We start from the raw sequence: 16550 nt of genomic DNA on the forward strand, positions 1-16550 counted from the left end.
TTCAGTGCGCCGCGGTGTCGCCGCGGCACACCAGCAATTCATGGTAGATGGCGGCAAAACGCGCCATATTGGCCTGCTGCAGGCCCTTGTCACTGACCAGCCGGCGGTTGAGCGCTACGGCAGCGGCCAGCTGGCGGTCATCGGCGGCGCGCAGCAGCTGGGCTTTCAGCGCATCGCCCAGCCGGCCCACGTCCTCGACGATGGCGCCGTTGACGCCGTCCAGCACCCACTCCAGGTTGGCCGGCAGGTTGGACAGCAGCGGCAGGCAGCCGTGGCCCATGGCTTCCAGCAGGCTGATGCTGGTGGCGTCGCTCTGCGGCACGCTGACAAACAGCCGCGCATCGCGGTACAGCCCGGCCAGCACCTCCGGGGTGACAAAGCCGGTGAACTCCACCCGCGTCAGCTGCAAGGACTGCGCCAGTTGCAGCAGCGCCTCGGTCTCGCTGCCGCTGGCGGCCACGGTCAGGCGCCAGCCGGCAAAGCGGGCATCCGCCTCCACCGCCGCCCAGGCGCGCACGATGGCATCGATGCGGTACAGCGGCTTGTGCAGGCGGCAGGACAGCACCTGCAGCGGCTTGGCGGCGATGTCCGGCGCCGGCGGCAGTTGGTCCATGCCGAAATTCAGCACCGCCATGCGCTGCAGTGGCGCCAGCTGGCGGCATACCGCCGCCATGTGCAGCGAATCGCTGGTCACCGCGCTGGCGGCCGCCAGGTTGGCCGCCACCATGCGTTTCATCAGCCGGCTCTGTTGCGGCAGCAGCAGCACGTCGGAGCCCCAGGTGGTGAGCACCCACGGTAGAGCCTTGCCGGCCAGCGCGCGGCGCGCGTGCCAGGCCACGCTGTTGGCCTGGTGCACGTGCACCAAGTCCGGCTGCACCGCGGCGATCAGCGCGGCGATCTTGCTGGCGGTAGTCAACGCGCGCAGGCTGAAATCCACCTGCAGCACGCGGCCAACGTTGGCCGCATGGTAGCGCGCCGGCAGCGGGCCGCTGGTCACCAGGTGGATTTCATCCACATGCGGCGCGATGCCGGCCAGGTAGCGAAAGGTATGCACCGAGGCCGAGCCGATCAGCAGCAGTTTCATGCCGACTCCTTCTGCTCGCGCAGCAAGCGGGCCAGCGCCTGCTGCAGGCGTTGCAGCTTGCGTTCCAGCGCGCCATCCACGGCGAGGTTGATGTTGACCGGCAGGTTGAACACGCTGGCCGCCAGCGTCTCGGCATGCGGCGCACTGCCGGCGGCATAGCCGTGGCGGAAGGAGCCGGCCGGATGGATCACGTCGTCGAACCACACACCGATGTTCAGGCCGCAGGCGGCGGACAGCTCGCGCGCCAGCCGCGCCTTGTCCACCACGTGGAACGGCAGCGCAAACGGGTAACGCACCCAGTGGCAATCGGCCGCGGCCGGCCACTGCTGGATGCCGGGCACCGCGCCGAGGGCGGCCTGATAGCGCGTCACCAGCTGCTGCTTGTGCGCCAGCGTCGCCGGCAGCCGCGCCAGCTGCGCGCGGAGCAGTACCGCCGACAGCAGCGGCAGCTCGCGCGCCGGATGCGCAGCGCCGTCGACTACCTCGTGATCGCCGGAGCGGTACACCAGCCCCAGCCGGCGCACCAGCGCCATGGTGAGGCGGCCAAGCAGCGGCCAGCGGGTAGACAGCAGGTGCGCCTTCAGCGTCGCCAGCAAGCGCCACTGGTCCAGGCAGGACACTTCCGGCAGCGCCGGCTGCGGCAGGTAGGCGCCGGCGGGCAGCAGCGCAAAGCCGCCAATGCCGCCGGTGAGATTCTTGGAATATTCGAAGCTGAAGAAAGCGCCGTCGTGATAACTGCCCAGCCACTGGCCATCGCAGCGCGAGGCAAAGCCGTGGGCGGCGTCATCGACGAAGCGCACTTGGCGGTGCTTCTCGCGCAGCCAGGTCGGCACCTCGCAGGCGATGCCGAAATTGTGCGGCACCACCACCACGCGGGTGTTGCGGCGGATGGCGATGTCCAGCATCTGCCAGTCGTAACCCAGGCTGCCGCGCTGGATGTCGACGAAACGCAGCGTGGCGCCGCTGGGCGGCACCTGGTTGGGCACCACCACGCAGGTGAAAGCCGGCACGATCACCTCGTCACCCGGCCCCACGCCGTGCAGCTGCAGCAGCGCGGCAAAGGCGGCGCGGCCGCTGTCGTACAGCACGATGCGGCTGTCCTCCACCTGCAGCAAGGCGGCCAGCTCGCGGCTCAACGCCCGCCGCTGGTAGCGCCGGCCGGCCAGCACGCCGGGCAGCGCCAGCAGAAAACGGCTGAAGGTCAGCGAATTGGCAGTCAACACAACGGTTTCACCTTTCTGGCCGGCGCACCGGCATACACCCAGCCGCTTTCCAGCACGCCCTTGACCACGCTGCCGGCGCCCACCACCACGTTGTCGCCGATGCGCGCCCCGGGCAGCACGATGCAGCCGGCGCCGATCAGCACATTATTGCCGACGCTGATGTCGCCATCGACATGGCAGTCGCTAAACGGCGTCGCCGGCGCATCGGCGGGAATGCCGTTGCTGTGGCAGAAAAACATGCAGCGCGGACCGACGGCGACGTGATCGCCAAAGCGCAGCCGATTCGCGCCCAGCAGGCAGTAGTAATGCGGCGCCAGGTGGCTGTGCGCCCCCAGTTGCAGGCCGCCGGCGCCATGGCTAAGCACCTCGCCGCCCCAGTACAGGCGGGCATGTGCCCCCAGCTGCAAAGCCGCAGGACGGGCTTTGACCGATGGATTCACCCGCGCCGATGCGGCCAACTTGGCGCCACGTAGCTGCAGCCAGCAGCGCCACAACAGCAGCAGCAGTCGATTAAGCATGTACCAGTTCCCGGCGGCCCAGCAGGCGGAACACCCACGCCACGTAGGCCGCAAAATAGACAGTCATCACCGCCGACATCAGCGCGAACGCCTGCATGGCATCGCGACTGGCCAGATACACCGCGGCAAAGGCCGCCAGATTGACCACCACGCCGATCAGCACAAACACGAACGAGGCGCGCTGGCGGCCGATCACCATCGGCACCATGAAGGCCGGGCCGGCGATGAACGCGGCGGCAAAATACGGCGCCAGCAGCGCGGCGATCTGCCCGGCACCGTGCCAGGCCGAGCCGAACACCAGCGCAAACAACGGCCCGCCCCACGCCGCCAGCACGCCGAACGGCAGCAGCGACAACGCCGCCAGAATCAGCAACGCGCGCTTGAGCAGGCCGGACAGCGCGCGGCCGCTGGCGGCGGCTTCGGCCAGATCGCGGAACACCACCTGCGCCACCGCCTGCCCCACCAGCGCCGCCGGCAGCTTGAGCACGCGCAGCACCAAGGCATACTGGCCGACGATGCCGGCGCCGGACAGCGCGGTGAGCATGGCCAGCATCAGCGAATCCTGAAACGCCACCACGAAGGCGTGCGGGGTATTCACCAGCGGGAACTCGCGGTAGCGCCGCGCCACCGCCCGCAGCGCCTGCGGCGCATGGCCGCGCAGGCTGGCAAACCGCGCCGCGATATCGGCGCGTGCCAGCGCCAGCAGCGCAATGGCCTGCCCCAGCAATTGCGATACGATCAGGCCGCCAGCCGCCAGCCCGGACCAGCCGGCCGCCACTTGCAGCAGCGACACCCCCAGCGACTGCGCTACCCGCCCCTGCGCGTTGGCCGCATAGCGGCGCTGACGGTTATTCCATGCCGTCCACGCCGCCACGCTACCGGCCAGCCACACGCCAAGCGGCAGCAGCGGCAGCCACGACGCCAGCGCCGGCGCCTGCAACAGCGTGGCGATGGCGTCGTGCCACGGCCAGAACAGCAGCAGGCACAGCAGCAGCAAAACCGTGTTGATCAGCAGCGACAGCCGCATCAGTTGCGCCGCCTCGACATCGCTTTTCGGCAATACCACCGCCATGTCGAAACGCGCGGTGGCGATCACCGCCAGGTTGGACAGCCAGGCAACGAACACCGCCAGCAGGCCGAAATCGGCCGGCGAGTACAGGCGGGTAAGCAAGGGCGCAAACAGCAGCGGCAGCGCCTGCGCCAGCGCGGCGCCACTGGCCAGGGTGGCCACGTTGCGGGCAAAACCGCCGGCCGTCAGCCGGCGCACAAGCGCCTGCATATTCATAGCAGCTGAATCCCGAACGGGCGCAGCAACCAGGCAAACAACGCGAACAGCAGCATGGTCAGCAGCGCGCTGGCACCCAGCGCCAGCCAGAACCCGAGCCGGCCCTGCAGCCAGGGAAACAGCAGGAACATCGGCAGCGTTGGCAGTACGTACCAGAAGGTATACCAGGCGTGGTTAGCCACCTTGGCCGCCGGCTGTTTTTCCAGCTGCAGCCAGATCAGCGTCAGCACCGTCACCAGCGGCAAGGACGCCAGCAGCGCGCCCAGCTTGTCGCTGCGCTTGGCCAGCTCCGACACCAGCACCACCATGGCGGCGGAAACGAGGTACTTGAACGCCAGATACGCCACTTAGGCCAGCGCCTTTTTCACCGCGGCGACGATGGCATCCTGGGTCGCTTCATCGAGGAACGGGTGCATCGGCAGGCTCATCACCCGGCGGCCGGCGGCCTCGGCCAGCGGGAAGCTGCCCGCGCCCTGCCCCAGATCGGCAAATGCCGGCTGCAGGTGCAGCGGGATCGGGTAGTGCACCGCGGTCGGCACCCCCAGCTCCTGCAGCGCCTTTTGTACCGCTTCACGGTTGTCCACCTCGATGGTGTACTGCGCGTAGACGTGGCTGTTGCCGGCGGCAATCACCGGCACCCGTGCCACCTCCGCCAGCAGCGCGCTGTAGCGCGCACCGATGCGTGCGCGCGCCTCAACCTCGGCCGGGAAACTCGGCAGCTTGGCCAGCAGCACCGCGGCCTGGATAGTATCCAGCCGGCCGTTGAGGCCGATCACCGGGTGGTGGTAGCGGCGGTCCTGGCCGTGCACGCGGATCTCGCGCATTTTCTTCGCCAGTTCGTCGTCGTTGGTGAACACCGCGCCGCCGTCGCCGTAGCAGCCCAGCGGCTTGGACGGGAAGAAGCTGGTGGTGCCGATAGTGCACAGGTTGCCGGAGCGCTTGCCGTGCTGGCTGGCGCCAAAGCTCTGCGCGCCGTCCTCGATCACCGCGATGCCGTGTTTTTCGGCGATGGCGTTGATGGCCGCGAAATCGGCACACTGGCCATACAGGCTGACCGGCATGATGGCGCGGGTACGCGGCGTGATGGCGGCTTCCAGCAGCGCCGGGTCGAGGTTGTAGGTCAGCGGATCGATGTCGACAAACACCGGCTTGGCGCCCAGCAGCGCGATCATCTCGCCGGTGGCGATGAAGGTGAACGGGGTGGTGATCACCTCGTCGCCGGCCTGCACGCCCAGCGCCATCAGCGCGATCAGCAGCGCCTTGGTGCCGTCGCAGACGCCGATCGCGTGTTTGGCGCCGGTATAGGCCGCCAGCTGCTCTTCCAGCTGTTTCACCTCCGGCCCCATGATGTACTGGCCGTGATCCAGCACCGCGTGGATGCGGGCGTCAATGTCGGCCTTGAGATGCTGGTACTGCGCTTTCAGATCGATGAACTGGATAGACATGGTGTCACTCTCAACAGGGTCAAAGCGGCGCGCAGTGGTTGCCGCCGATGTCGTAACGTTGGCCGCAGGCGGTGCAAGCGTGCTGGTCGATGCTGTCCGGCAACCGCTCGCCGCACTGGCACATCCAGCCGATGCGCCGCGCCGGAGTGCCGACCATCAGCGCGTACGGCTTGACGTCGCGGGTCACCACCGCGCCGGCGCCGATGAAGGCGTACTCACCGATTTCGTGGCCGCAGACCACAGTGGCATTGGCGCCGATACTGGCACCGCGCTTCACCACTGTACGGCGGTACTCGTGCTTGCGGTTGACGTGGCTGCGCGGGTTGTTGACGTTGGTGAACACCATCGACGGGCCGCAGAACACGTCGTCTTCCAGCGTCACCGCGTCGTAGATCGACACATTGTTCTGCACCTTGACGTTGTCGCCGATGATCACGTCGTTGCCGACGAACACGTTCTGGCCGAAGGAACAGCGCGCACCGATGCGCGCGCCGCTGCAGATATGAACCCAGTGCCAGACGCGGGTGTCGTCGCCGATCACGGCGCCATCGTCGACGATGGCGGTAGAATGGACAGTGTAGGCAGCCATGATCAGTACTCCAGCGGCAGGCTGATGCGCTTGCCGTCGCGGGCGGACAGGTACATGCCGATCAGCAGTTCCAGCGACTTCAGCCCCTCGCGGCCGTCGGTCTCCGGCTCCGCCTCACCGCGCATCACCTGGATCACATTGTCGTAGTACAGCGGGTGGCCGAAGCCGTACACGCTGGTGGTGGCGTAGCTGGCGCCCTGAATCTCGTCGTCCATCGCGTGCGGCGCGGCAAACTCCCAGTGCTGGATCTCGTTCACCGCCATGCCGCCAACGCGCACACTGCCCTTCTCGCCGAGAATGGTGATCGAGCCTTCCAGGTTCTTCGGGTAGGTGAGCATGGTCACGTTCATGCTGCCCAGCGCGCCGGAGCGCCAGCGCAGGCTGACCACGCCGCTGTCTTCCACCTCGATGTCACGCTCCAGGGTGGCGGTGTAGGCCTGCATGCTTTCCACCGGGCCGATCAGCCAGTCGATCAGGTCGACGTAATGGCTGGCCTGGTTCATGAACGCGCCGCCATCGTATTCCCAGGTGCCACGCCAGTCGGCCTGGTCGTAGTAGGACTGCGGCCGGGTCCAGAACACGTTGATGTTCACCATGTAGATGCGGCCGAAGCGCTTTTCCTGCACCGCGCGCTTGAGCAACTGCAGCGTGGCGTTGCGGCGATTCTGTTTCACCACGAACAGGCGCTTGCCGGCCTGGTCGGCGGCTTTCACCATCGCCACGCCGTCATGCCAGCGGGTGGCCATCGGCTTTTCGGTCATCACGTGGAAGCCGGCGGCAAAGCAGTCGATGGCTTGCTGCGGATGCAGCCCGGACGGGGTGGTCAGGATCACCACGTCGGCATCGCTGCTGGCCAACAGCTCGCGCAGCGTGGCATGGCCACGGGCGCCGGTGCGCGCCACCGCGGCAGCCAGTGCTGCCGGGTCGGTATCGCACACGTCCACCAGCTCGCAGCGCGCGGCGTGCTGTTCAATGGCACCGAAATGGTTGGCCGCAATGCGACCGCAACCGACCAGCGCAAAGCGCAGCTTGCGGTCGGTAATGGTTTGGTAACTGATCATCGCTTTATCCCTTGTTCGGCCGGCCTGCGGCCAACCTGTCAGCCCGTCGTCATGACAACAGGCAAAAAAACCGTTGGCCGCACGCGGCGGCCAGCTTGTGTCGTGCTGCCGTCACAGCAGCAGGCGGTTATTGCTGTGCAGATTCACATCCTTCATACGACTGACAAAGTCGCAGAACTCCAGCCCGAAGCGGCCTTCCAGCTGGTCGGCCTTGGTTTCCAGCGCCTCCCAGCCCAGCGGCGACGGGGTTTCCTTGAACGCCATCACCGCCATATTGCCGTGGCTGACCGCCGGCAATTCGATGACCCGGCCTTCGAACACGGCCAGCAGCCGCTCCACGAACTGCTGGTAGCGCTTGTCGCCGCTCCACCAGTTGGTGACGAACACGCCGTTCGGCGTCAGCGCGCGGTAGCAGTCCTCGAAGAATGCCTCGGTGGTCAGCTCGTCCACGATCTGCAGGCCGTCGAAGCCATCCACCATGATCACGTCGGTGGATTCGCGGAACACTTTCACGTATTCGGCACCGTCGGCTTCGACGATCTCGAAGAAGTCGCCCTCTTCCGGCAGCTGGAAAAACGCGCGCGCCACCGCGATCACCTGCGGATTGATGTCCACCGCCACGCTCACCGCGTCCGGCAGGTATTCGTCGATCCAGCGCGCGAACGAACCGCCGCCCAAGCCGATCTGCAGAATGTGGCGCGGATCGTCGTGCCACAGCAGGAACGCCATCATGGCGCGGCTGTAGCTCAGCACCAGATCGGCCGGTTCGTCCAGGTTCATCGAGCTCTGGATGGTTTCCGAGCCCAGGTGCAACGAGCGGATATTGTCGGCTTCGGAGATTTCCACCTCCGGCATGGCGTCCACACCCTTGCGCACACGGCGGCGGAACGGATGCAGGGCTCTATGCGCCACAGCTGTCTCCAGCCTTGGGCCGCGAATCCAGGATGCTGATGGTGCGGCGCGGCGCGGCGGCCGGCGGCGCATCCTCATCGTCCTCGGCCAGCACCACCGGGTCGCGGAATTCTTCCTTGTCGAAGGCGGTATCGCCGCCCTCGAACGGGGCATCGCCAGTCTGCAGGCCGGCAAAATCGAACAGGCCGGTGTCAGCCAGGTGCGACGGCACTACGTTCTGCATGGCGCGGAACATGCTTTCCACCCGGCCGGGGAAGCGCTTGTCCCAGTCGTTAACCATCTCCTTCACCACCTGGCGCTGCAGGTTGGGCTGCGAGCCGCACAGGTTACACGGGATGATGGGGAACTCGCGTAACGTGGCGTAGCGCTCGATGTCCTTTTCGCGGCAGTAGGCCAGCGGGCGGATCACCATGTGGCGGCCGTCGTCCGACACCAGCTTGGGCGGCATCGCCTTGAGCTTGCCGCCGTAGAACATGTTCAGGAAGAAGGTGTGCAGGATGTCGTCGCGGTGGTGGCCCAGCGCGATCTTGGTGGCGCCCAGCTCGTCGGCCACGCGGTACAGGATGCCGCGGCGCAGGCGCGAGCACAGGCTGCAGGTGGTCTTGCCTTCCGGCACCAGCCGCTTGACGATGCTGTAGGTGTCTTCCTCGACGATGCGGTATTCCACGCCGATGGATTCCAGGTACTGCGGCAGCACATGCTCGGGAAAGCCCGGCTGCTTCTGGTCCAGGTTGACCGCCACGATGGAGAAATTGATCGGCGCCGACTTCTGCAGCCCCAGCAGGATGTCCAGCAGGGTGTAGCTGTCCTTGCCGCCGGAGAGGCACACCATCACGCGGTCGCCCTCTTCGATCATGTTGAAGTCGTTGATGGCATCGCCTACGTGGTGACGCAGACGCTTGGTGAGTTTGTTGCCTTCGAAGCTGGCCTTTTTGGCCTTGGCATCGGCATCGGCATCGCGGAGTTGTTCGGACATGAGGTACGGCTAAGAAATTGAAAAACCGCCTATTTTAGTCCGATCAGGGCGGTTTTTGCCATGCGGCCGCCAATTTTTTGCACGGCAGCAAAGGTTGGCCGCAAGCGGCGGCCAGCTCACGGCTACAGCACCACGCTGCGACCACCGTCCACCGCCAGGATCTGGCCATTGACGTAGTCGGTGTCGAACAGCAGAAACGCCACCGCGCGGGCGATGTCCTCCGGCTGCCCGGCGCGCGCCAGCGGAATCGACGCCTCAATGGCGGCGCGCTCACCGGCATCGAACGACACCTCGTCCTCCGGCCACAGGTTCACCCCCGGTGACACGCCGTTGACGCGCACCAGCGGCGCCAGCTCCACCGCCAGGCTGCGGATCAGCTGCGCGTGGCCGGCCTTGGCCAGGCTGTACACTAGGTGGCGCTTCATCGGGCGCTCGGCATGGATGTCGACGATGCCGACAATGGCGCCGCGGGTGGCCGCCAGATAGCTGGCCGCCGCCTGCGCCAGGAACAGCGGCGCCTTGAGATTGCTGCCCATCAGGTCCAGCCACTCCTGCTCGCGGATGGTGCCGATTTCGGTGGGATAGAAGCTGGAAGCATTGTTGACCAGCCCGTCCAGGCGACCAAAGGCGGCATGTGCATCGTCCACCAGCCGCGGCAAGGCGGCCGTATCCAGCAAGTCGGCCTGCAGCAACACTACCGAGCCGGCACGCTGCGCGTTCAGCTCTGCGGCCAACGTTTCCGCCGCGCGGCGCGAGCCGCGATAATGCAGCACCAGCCGCGCGCCACGGGCATGCAGATGGCGCGCAATGCCCGCCCCCACCCGCTTGGCCGCCCCGGTAATCAGCACCACCTTGTCGTGAACATCCGCTTGCATGCGCTCTCCCGTTGGTATTTGCTTGGCGACAACGCGCCGATTAGCGACAATTCCCGCCATTTTAAACGCGAACCCGCGCCGCGTGATGGCCGCGCGTTCCGCCCTGCGAGTTTTCACACCATGTCCCTGCCCGAAGCTTCCGCCGACGCGCTGGCCGTCAGCCAGACCCTCGCCCGCACCATCGCCGCCGAAATCGCCGACCGCGATGGCTGGATGCCGTTTTCGCGCTACATGGAACTGGCACTGTACGCCCCCGGCCTCGGCTACTACACCGCCGGCAGCCGCAAGTTCGGCGAGAGCGGCGATTTCATCACCGCGCCGGAGCTGACGCCGCTGTTTGCGCAGACGCTGGCGCGGCAGCTGGCCGAACTGCTGCCGCAGACCGCCGGCCACATCGTGGAATTCGGCGCCGGCAGCGGCCGCCTGGCCGCCGACCTACTGCTGGCGCTGAACGCGCTGGGCTGCGAACCGGCCAGTTACAGCATCATCGACCTGTCGCCCGAGCTGATCGAACGCCAGCAGGCCACCATCGCCACCCTGCCGCCAACGTTGGCCGCCAAGGTACGCTGGCTGCCGGCACTGCCGGACAGCGTGGACGGCATCCTGCTGGGCAACGAGGTGCTGGACGCCATGCCGGTGGAACTGGTGCTGCGCAACGCCAACAAGCAGCTGCAGCAGCGCGGCGTTACCGTGCGCGACGGCGCGTTGGCTTATGAAGACCGTGAGATTGCCGAGCCGCAGCTCAAGGCACTGGCGGACAGCCTGTTGCCGCAGATCCCGGATTATGTCAGCGAGATCAGCCTGGCCAACCGCGCCTTCATCCACACCCTGGCCGGGGTACTGACCCGCGGCGCCCTGCTGATGATCGACTACGGTCACAGCGCCGGCGAGTACTACCACCCGGAGCGCAGCATGGGCACCCTGCTCGGCCACTACCGCCACCACACCGTGCAGGACCCGTTCTACCTGCCAGGGCTGATGGACCTGACCACGCACGTGGATTTCAGCGCGGTGGCGCAGGCCGGCATCGACGCCGGGCTGGAGCTGATCGGCTACACCAGTCAGGCACAGTTCCTGATCAATGCCGGCATCACCGAGCTGCTGTCCTTCCTGGATGCGGCCAACGTCAAGGACTACCTGCCGGTAGCCAAGGCAGCGCAGCGGCTGCTGTCGCCACAGGAAATGGGCGAGACCTTCAAGGTGATCGGCTTTGGCAAGCAGGTAGCCATCGACTGGCTGGGCTTCCGCAGCGGCGACCGCTGCTACACGCTGTAAGCATCGCTAGACCATTTGCCGGCATTCCGCAGAAATAGTTGACACTGCAAAAATCGCTACGTATAGTTCGCAACCTCGATGCCAACGCATCGAAATGTGGCGAATTAGCTCAGTTGGTTAGAGCGACGGAATCATAATCCGCAGGTCCGGGGTTCGAGTCCCTGATTCGCCACCACAGTTTATCGAGACTGTGTGCAAGCAGAGTCTCACGGCGAATTAGCTCAGTTGGTTAGAGCGATGGAATCATAATCCACAGGTCCGGGGTTCGAGTCCCTGATTCGCCACCAGTTAAAAAAGCCAGCTCATCGAGCTGGCTTTTTTGCATTCGCCGCACAGCAGCAAACGGCAAGCCTGGAGGCCCGCGCCGCACCTCACTCCCCGCGCAACAGCGCATCCCGCCGGATACGCAGGCCTTCCGGCATGCGCAAGGTCTGCCGGTCCCAGCCCTCCAGCGCCAGCACCTCGCTCAGGCACGCCTCCATTAGCGCATGAGACTCGATGGCATGACGGGCAATGCACTGATGTACCGCGCTGACATGATCCGGCCGCTGCTCGCAGGACAGCTGGTACGCAATGAGTTCGCGCAGGCGGCGGATCTCGCTGGCCACCTGCCCGGGGCAGGCGCACATGTACAGCATTGCCTCCTCGCCGATCCGATCCAGCTCTGCATCCGAATATTCTTTTCGCAACATTTGCCAGTCTCCAGCATCGATTTCGTTTAATTTTAAGCAATTACTCGTTGAGTGCGCAGGAACTCTCGCCGCTGACCGCTCTCGTATTTCAATAAACGAAAACAGGGAGACATCATGCACGCAACACCCCTCATCACCACCCTTGTCGCTGCCCTGGTAGCGGCCTTCGCCCTGGGCGCCGTGGCACTGAAACTGCGCCTGCCGCCGCTACTGGGCTATCTGGCCGCCGGTATCATCATTGGCCCGTTCACCCCAGGCTTCGTCGCTAACGGCCACCTGGCGTCCGAGCTGGCGGAACTGGGCGTCATCCTGCTGATGTTCGGCGTCGGGCTGCACTTTTCCATCAGCGACCTGCTGGCGGTGAAACGCATCGCCCTGCCCGGCGCCATCGCGCAAATCGCAGTGGCCATCGCTTTGGGTTGCGGCCTGTCCACCGTGCTGGGCTGGCCGCTGGCCGAGGGCCTGCTGTTCGGCATGGCGCTGTCGGTCGCCAGCACCGTGGTACTGCTCAAATCGCTGGAAGAACACCAGCGGCTGGAAACCCCGGCCGGCAAGGTGGCGGTAGGCTGGCTGGTAACCGAGGACATCGCCACCATTCTGGCGCTGGTGCTGATCCCGGCCATCGCCGGCAACGCTGCGGCCAACCTTGGCGCCTCACTGCAGGCCATCCTGCTGACGCTGGGCAAGGTGGCGGCCTTCGTGGCGGTGATGATGCTGGTGGGGCAGAAAGTGATTCCGTGGATGCTGGAAAAAATCGTCTACACCGGCAGCCGCGAGATGTTCCGCCTGGGAGTGCTGGCCACCGCGCTGGGCGTGGCCTATGGCGCCACCGCGCTGTTCGAGGTGTCGTTCGCGCTGGGCGCGTTCTTTGCCGGCACCGTGCTGGCCGGCTCGCCGTTCAGCCACCGCGCCGCCGAGGAGGCGATGCCGCTGCGCGACGCGTTCGCGGTGCTGTTCTTCGTCGCCGCCGGCATGCTGTTCGACCCGCGCGTCCTGGTCAACGACCTGCCGGCGGTGCTGGCCACGCTGGCCATCATCATCGTCGGCAAAGGGTTGGCCGCCTGGTGGCTGATGGCGGCGCTGCGCCAACCCAGGGGTGACCGCTGGCTGATCGCCGCCAGTCTGGCGCAGATCGGCGAGTTCTCCTTCATCCTCGCCGGGCTGGGGCTGCAGCTGGAGCTGCTGTCCAGCCGCGGCCATGCGCTGATCATGGCCGGCGCCATCCTCTCCATCCTGCTCAATCCCTTCGTGTTCAAACTGGCGCTGCGCCGCGGCGGCGCCACTGCGACCAGCCCCGCGCTGTGATAAACTCGCGCGCAAGACATTCATTTGCCAGCGAAAAAGCGCATTCCTTCGTGGAAACCGGCGCAGCCACCGCTGGCCTTTCTTTTTGCGGCAGGCCCCGCCTGCCCAGTTTATTTGCAGACAGAAGCAGGCATGAAAAAGGTTTACATCAAGACATTCGGCTGCCAGATGAACGAGTACGACTCGGACAAGATGGTGGATGTGCTGGGCAGCAGCGAAGGCATGATCAAGACCGATAACCCGGAAGACGCCGACGTTATCCTGTTCAACACCTGTAGCGTGCGCGAAAAGGCGCAGGAAAAAGTGTTTTCCGACCTGGGCCGCATCCGCCCGCTGAAGGAAGCCCGCCCCGAGCTGATCATCGGCGTCGGCGGCTGTGTGGCGTCGCAGGAGGGCGACACCATCGTCAAGCGCGCGCCATACGTGGACGTGGTGTTCGGCCCGCAAACCCTGCACCGCCTGCCGGAGCTGATCAAGAACCGCCAGCAAAGCGGCAGCGCGCAGGTGGATATTTCCTTTCCGGAGATCGAGAAGTTCGACCACATTCCGCCGGCCAAGGTGGAAGGCAGCGCCGCCTCGGTGTCGATCATGGAAGGCTGTTCCAAGTACTGCTCGTTCTGCGTGGTGCCATACACCCGCGGCGAGGAAGTGTCGCGCCCGTTCGAGGACGTGCTCACCGAGATCGCCGGCCTCACCGCCCAGGGGGTGAAGGAAATCACCCTGCTGGGGCAGAACGTCAACGCCTATCGCGGCGTGATGGCCGATGGTGAGATCGCCGATTTCGCCATGCTGCTGGAGTACGTGCACGAGATTCCGGGCGTGGAACGCATGCGCTTCACCACCAGCCATCCACGCGAGTTCAGCCAGCGCATCATCGACTGCTACGGCAAGCTACCCAAGCTGGTATCGCACCTGCACCTGCCGGTGCAAAGCGGCTGCGACCGGGTGCTGAGCGCGATGAAGCGCGGCTACACCGCGCTGGAGTACAAGTCCATCATTCGCAAGCTGCGTGCGCTGCGCCCGGACCTGTGCCTGTCGTCCGACTTCATCGTCGGCTTCCCCGGCGAAACCGAGGCCGATTTCGCGGCAACGCTGAAACTGGTGCAGGATCTGGCGTTCGACTTCAGCTATGTGTTCATCTACAGCCCGCGCCCGGGTACCCCGGCGGCCAACCTGACGGACGACACCCCGCACAGCGAGAAGGTGCGCCGGCTGGAAGCGCTGAACGAGGTGATCGAGGCTCGCGGCTTCGAGATCAACCAGAGCATGGTCGGCAGCGTGCAGCGCGTGCTGGTGCAGGCCATCTCCAAGAAAGACCCCAATATGCTGGCCGGCCGCAGCGCCAACAACCGCGTGGTGAACTTCTACGGCCATCCACGCCTGCTCAACCAGCTCGTCGACGTAGTGATCACCGAAGCCTTCCCGCATTCGCTGGGTGGCGAGGTGCTGACCAGCGACACGCTATAAGGCCGCCAGGCCGGGAGATGGCATGAAACACCTGCTGCAACCCCTTCTCGTCGTCGGCCTGCTGGCCGGCTGCGCCAGCACGCCGGACGATGACGGTTTTATCGCCAGCGATCCGGCCACGCTGGACTGCGCCGGGCTGGCACGCCAGCAGCAGCGCAGCGCAGCCCGCCTGCGCCAGCTGCAGACGGCCAACCCGGACGTGCAGATGAACATCGGTCTGGGCAGCGCCATCGGCAGCCATGGCAGCATCGGGCTGTCGATTCCGGTGCCGATGGGCCAGCTGCGCCGCCCGGAGCAGGAAATCGCGGCGCTTGAACAATACCAGTCCCGCCTACGACAATGGCAGCAACAGAAACGCTGCCCGGAAGCCCTCCTCAAGACGCCATGAGCGACCAACAAAGCTGCAGTTACCAGTTCACCCCGGTGGACAACGAACGTCTGGCGCGCCTGACCGGCCCGCTGGACGAGAACCTCAAGCAGATCGAAACCGGGCTGGATGTCAGCATCCAGCGCCGCGCCGAGCAGTTCACCATCAAGGGGGAACAGGCCACCCGTGCCCTCGTGCTGCTGCAACGCTGCTACACCCTGGCGGAAAAGCGCGAACTGAATGTGCGCGACATCCAGCTGGGGCTGGTGGAAGCGCGCCAGGACAACCCGCAGGATGACGACATGCCGCCGCTGGCGACCCGTCGCCGCGACCTGAAGGGCCGCACCCCGCGCCAGAGCGGCTATATCAAGCAGATTTTTGCCCACGACATCACCTTCGGCATCGGCCCGGCCGGCACCGGCAAGACCTACCTGGCGGTAGCCTGCGCGGTGGATGCCATGGAGCGCGAGGTGGTGAAGCGCATCGTGCTGGTGCGCCCGGCGGTGGAAGCCGGCGAGAAGCTGGGCTTCCTGCCCGGCGATCTGGCGCAGAAGGTGGACCCGTACCTGCGTCCGCTGTACGACGCGCTGTACGATCTGATGGGCTTCGACAAGGTGGCGCGGCTGTTCGAGAAGAACCTGATCGAAATCGCACCGCTGGCGTATATGCGCGGCCGCACGCTGAACAATGCCTTCATCATCCTGGACGAGGCGCAAAACACCACGCCGGAACAGATGAAGATGTTCCTGACCCGCATCGGCTTCGGTTCCAAGGCGGTGATCACCGGCGACATCACCCAGATCGACCTGGCCCGCAACCAGAAAAGCGGGCTGGTGGAAGTCGAGCGCATCCTCAAGGACGTGCGCGGCATCCATTTCCATCATTTCAATAGCGAAGACGTGGTGCGCCATCCGCTGGTGCAGAAAATCGTCGACGCCTACGACCGCTATCAAAGCAAGCAGGACAATGAAACAAGCCAAACGTAACAAACTACTGCAAAGGTTGGCCGCACGGCTGGAACTGACGCTGGAAGACCGCCTGGACAGCGAGCAGCCGCTGCCGGACGGCAAGCTGTGGCGCCGCTGGTGCCAGGCCGCGCTGCAAAGCGGCGTGAAGCAGGCACAGATCTCGCTAGTGGTAGTGGACGAAGCCGAAGGCCGTGCGCTGAACCGCGATTACCGCGGCAAGGACTACGCCACCAATGTGCTGAGTTTCGCGCTGAATGAAGGCGACACCGTGGCCGGGCTGCCCCTGTTCGGCGACCTGGTGTTCTGTGCGCCGGTAGTGGCGCGCGAAGCCGCCGAGCAGGGCAAGACGCTGGCAGCACACTACGCGCACCTCACCGTGCACGGCATGCTGCACCTGCAAGGCTTCGATCATGAAGCCGACGACGAGGCCGAGGCCATGGAAGCGCTTGAAAGCGTCATCCTCGCCAAGTTAGGCTATGCCGACCCTTACGCCGCCGAGAAGGCCTGA

At 65.6% G+C, this 16550-nt stretch carries 18 protein-coding genes and 2 tRNA genes; 8 read left to right on the plus strand and 12 right to left on the minus strand.

The features are described from left to right. Window position 1: 1 nt before the first annotated feature. The 11 genes from ABNW52_RS10130 to ABNW52_RS10180 all read right to left on the minus strand — a co-directional run bounded on the left by ABNW52_RS10130 (window position 2) and on the right by ABNW52_RS10180 (window position 9968). A complete protein-coding gene (locus ABNW52_RS10130; protein ID WP_349587180.1) occupies window positions 2-1084 on the minus strand; it encodes a glycosyltransferase family 4 protein in 1083 nt (360 codons plus the stop codon). Next, window positions 1081-2307 (minus strand): DegT/DnrJ/EryC1/StrS family aminotransferase, encoded by a 1227-nt coding sequence (locus tag ABNW52_RS10135; protein WP_349587183.1) that lies wholly within the window; start codon window positions 2305-2307, stop codon window positions 1081-1083. Before ABNW52_RS10135 ends, ABNW52_RS10130 begins: the two co-directional genes overlap by 4 nt. Then, window positions 2301-2825 carry an acyltransferase gene (locus ABNW52_RS10140; RefSeq protein ID WP_349587186.1) on the minus strand — a complete coding sequence of 175 codons (525 nt, stop codon included), beginning with the start codon at window positions 2823-2825 and terminating at the stop codon, window positions 2301-2303. The genes ABNW52_RS10135 and ABNW52_RS10140 overlap by 7 nt, the downstream gene beginning before the upstream one ends. Then, window positions 2818-4110, minus strand: coding sequence for a lipopolysaccharide biosynthesis protein (locus tag ABNW52_RS10145; RefSeq protein WP_349587188.1), 1293 nt, complete (start codon window positions 4108-4110; stop codon window positions 2818-2820). Before ABNW52_RS10145 ends, ABNW52_RS10140 begins: the two co-directional genes overlap by 8 nt. Continuing rightward, entirely contained in the window at window positions 4107-4457 is a 351-nt protein-coding gene (locus ABNW52_RS10150) for a DUF3147 family protein (protein ID WP_349587190.1), read from the minus strand. Before ABNW52_RS10150 ends, ABNW52_RS10145 begins: the two co-directional genes overlap by 4 nt. Further along, window positions 4458-5555, minus strand: coding sequence for a DegT/DnrJ/EryC1/StrS family aminotransferase (locus tag ABNW52_RS10155; protein WP_349587192.1), 1098 nt, complete (start codon window positions 5553-5555; stop codon window positions 4458-4460). It lies immediately after the preceding gene. 19 nt (window positions 5556-5574) lie between these two features. Beyond that, window positions 5575-6144, minus strand: a complete 570-nt coding sequence (locus ABNW52_RS10160; protein WP_349587194.1) for an acyltransferase — start codon at window positions 6142-6144, stop codon at window positions 5575-5577. 2 nt (window positions 6145-6146) lie between these two features. Then, window positions 6147-7205 carry a Gfo/Idh/MocA family protein gene (locus tag ABNW52_RS10165; protein WP_349587196.1) on the minus strand — a complete coding sequence of 353 codons (1059 nt, stop codon included), beginning with the start codon at window positions 7203-7205 and terminating at the stop codon, window positions 6147-6149. A gap of 111 nt (window positions 7206-7316) precedes the next feature. Continuing rightward, window positions 7317-8060, minus strand: coding sequence for a polyamine aminopropyltransferase (locus ABNW52_RS10170; RefSeq protein WP_386107796.1), 744 nt, complete (start codon window positions 8058-8060; stop codon window positions 7317-7319). Window positions 8061-8106: 46 nt separating this feature from the next. Beyond that, the gene (gene ttcA / locus ABNW52_RS10175) at window positions 8107-9093 is read right to left on the minus strand and encodes a tRNA 2-thiocytidine(32) synthetase TtcA (RefSeq protein ID WP_349587200.1); all 987 of its coding nucleotides are present in this window, start codon (window positions 9091-9093) and stop codon (window positions 8107-8109) included. Window positions 9094-9215: 122 nt separating this feature from the next. Then, a complete protein-coding gene (locus tag ABNW52_RS10180) occupies window positions 9216-9968 on the minus strand; it encodes a pteridine reductase (RefSeq protein ID WP_349587202.1) in 753 nt (250 codons plus the stop codon). A gap of 120 nt (window positions 9969-10088) precedes the next feature. On the opposite strand from ABNW52_RS10180, the gene ABNW52_RS10185 reads away from it, so the two are divergent. The 3 genes from ABNW52_RS10185 (at window position 10089) to ABNW52_RS10195 (ending at window position 11530) form a co-directional block, all read left to right on the plus strand. Further along, window positions 10089-11243, plus strand: coding sequence for a class I SAM-dependent methyltransferase (locus ABNW52_RS10185; protein ID WP_349587204.1), 1155 nt, complete (start codon window positions 10089-10091; stop codon window positions 11241-11243). A gap of 98 nt (window positions 11244-11341) precedes the next feature. Beyond that, window positions 11342-11418, plus strand: a tRNA-Met gene (locus ABNW52_RS10190). 35 nt (window positions 11419-11453) lie between these two features. Further along, window positions 11454-11530, plus strand: a tRNA-Met gene (locus ABNW52_RS10195). An 84-nt stretch (window positions 11531-11614) separates the two neighbouring features. Here ABNW52_RS10195 and ABNW52_RS10200 read toward each other — a convergent pair. Further along, window positions 11615-11935: a hypothetical protein gene (locus ABNW52_RS10200; protein ID WP_349587206.1), complete on the minus strand. Its 321-nt coding sequence runs from the start codon at window positions 11933-11935 to the stop codon at window positions 11615-11617. 114 nt (window positions 11936-12049) lie between these two features. Between ABNW52_RS10200 and ABNW52_RS10205 the strand changes: the two genes are divergently transcribed. From ABNW52_RS10205 to ybeY, 5 genes are all read left to right on the plus strand, one after another. Beyond that, window positions 12050-13240 (plus strand): cation:proton antiporter domain-containing protein, encoded by a 1191-nt coding sequence (locus ABNW52_RS10205; RefSeq protein ID WP_349587208.1) that lies wholly within the window; start codon window positions 12050-12052, stop codon window positions 13238-13240. A 132-nt stretch (window positions 13241-13372) separates the two neighbouring features. Further along, window positions 13373-14707, plus strand: coding sequence for a tRNA (N6-isopentenyl adenosine(37)-C2)-methylthiotransferase MiaB (miaB, locus tag ABNW52_RS10210; protein ID WP_349587210.1), 1335 nt, complete (start codon window positions 13373-13375; stop codon window positions 14705-14707). Window positions 14708-14729: 22 nt separating this feature from the next. Beyond that, window positions 14730-15095: a hypothetical protein gene (locus tag ABNW52_RS10215; protein WP_349587212.1), complete on the plus strand. Its 366-nt coding sequence runs from the start codon at window positions 14730-14732 to the stop codon at window positions 15093-15095. Further along, the gene (locus ABNW52_RS10220) at window positions 15092-16060 is read left to right on the plus strand and encodes a PhoH family protein (RefSeq protein ID WP_349587214.1); all 969 of its coding nucleotides are present in this window, start codon (window positions 15092-15094) and stop codon (window positions 16058-16060) included. The genes ABNW52_RS10215 and ABNW52_RS10220 overlap by 4 nt, the downstream gene beginning before the upstream one ends. Continuing rightward, on the plus strand, window positions 16041-16550 hold the full coding sequence (gene ybeY, locus ABNW52_RS10225; protein ID WP_349587216.1) for an rRNA maturation RNase YbeY: 510 nt from the start codon (window positions 16041-16043) through the stop codon (window positions 16548-16550). Before ABNW52_RS10220 ends, ybeY begins: the two co-directional genes overlap by 20 nt.

Origin of the sequence: Vogesella oryzagri, assembly GCF_040148885.1 — a bacterium.
GTDB classification, from domain to species: Bacteria; Pseudomonadota; Gammaproteobacteria; order Burkholderiales; family Chromobacteriaceae; genus Vogesella; species Vogesella oryzagri.

Coding starts and splice junctions, on each gene's coding strand:
- ABNW52_RS10160 (WP_349587194.1), bottom strand. CDS start 6,144: ATGGCTGCCTACACTGTCCATTCTACCGCCATCGTCGACGATGGCGCC.
- ABNW52_RS10200 (WP_349587206.1), bottom strand. CDS start 11,935: ATGTTGCGAAAAGAATATTCGGATGCAGAGCTGGATCGGATCGGCGAG.
- ABNW52_RS10180 (WP_349587202.1), bottom strand. CDS start 9,968: ATGCAAGCGGATGTTCACGACAAGGTGGTGCTGATTACCGGGGCGGCC.
- ABNW52_RS10220 (WP_349587214.1), top strand. CDS start 15,092: ATGAGCGACCAACAAAGCTGCAGTTACCAGTTCACCCCGGTGGACAAC.
- ABNW52_RS10185 (WP_349587204.1), top strand. CDS start 10,089: ATGTCCCTGCCCGAAGCTTCCGCCGACGCGCTGGCCGTCAGCCAGACC.
- ABNW52_RS10205 (WP_349587208.1), top strand. CDS start 12,050: ATGCACGCAACACCCCTCATCACCACCCTTGTCGCTGCCCTGGTAGCG.
- ABNW52_RS10215 (WP_349587212.1), top strand. CDS start 14,730: ATGAAACACCTGCTGCAACCCCTTCTCGTCGTCGGCCTGCTGGCCGGC.
- ttcA (WP_349587200.1), bottom strand. CDS start 9,093: ATGTCCGAACAACTCCGCGATGCCGATGCCGATGCCAAGGCCAAAAAG.
- ABNW52_RS10140 (WP_349587186.1), bottom strand. CDS start 2,825: ATGCTTAATCGACTGCTGCTGCTGTTGTGGCGCTGCTGGCTGCAGCTA.
- miaB (WP_349587210.1), top strand. CDS start 13,373: ATGAAAAAGGTTTACATCAAGACATTCGGCTGCCAGATGAACGAGTAC.
- ABNW52_RS10130 (WP_349587180.1), bottom strand. CDS start 1,084: ATGAAACTGCTGCTGATCGGCTCGGCCTCGGTGCATACCTTTCGCTAC.
- ABNW52_RS10155 (WP_349587192.1), bottom strand. CDS start 5,555: ATGTCTATCCAGTTCATCGATCTGAAAGCGCAGTACCAGCATCTCAAG.
- ybeY (WP_349587216.1), top strand. CDS start 16,041: ATGAAACAAGCCAAACGTAACAAACTACTGCAAAGGTTGGCCGCACGG.
- ABNW52_RS10170 (WP_386107796.1), bottom strand. CDS start 8,060: ATGCCGGAGGTGGAAATCTCCGAAGCCGACAATATCCGCTCGTTGCAC.
- ABNW52_RS10145 (WP_349587188.1), bottom strand. CDS start 4,110: ATGAATATGCAGGCGCTTGTGCGCCGGCTGACGGCCGGCGGTTTTGCC.
- ABNW52_RS10165 (WP_349587196.1), bottom strand. CDS start 7,205: ATGATCAGTTACCAAACCATTACCGACCGCAAGCTGCGCTTTGCGCTG.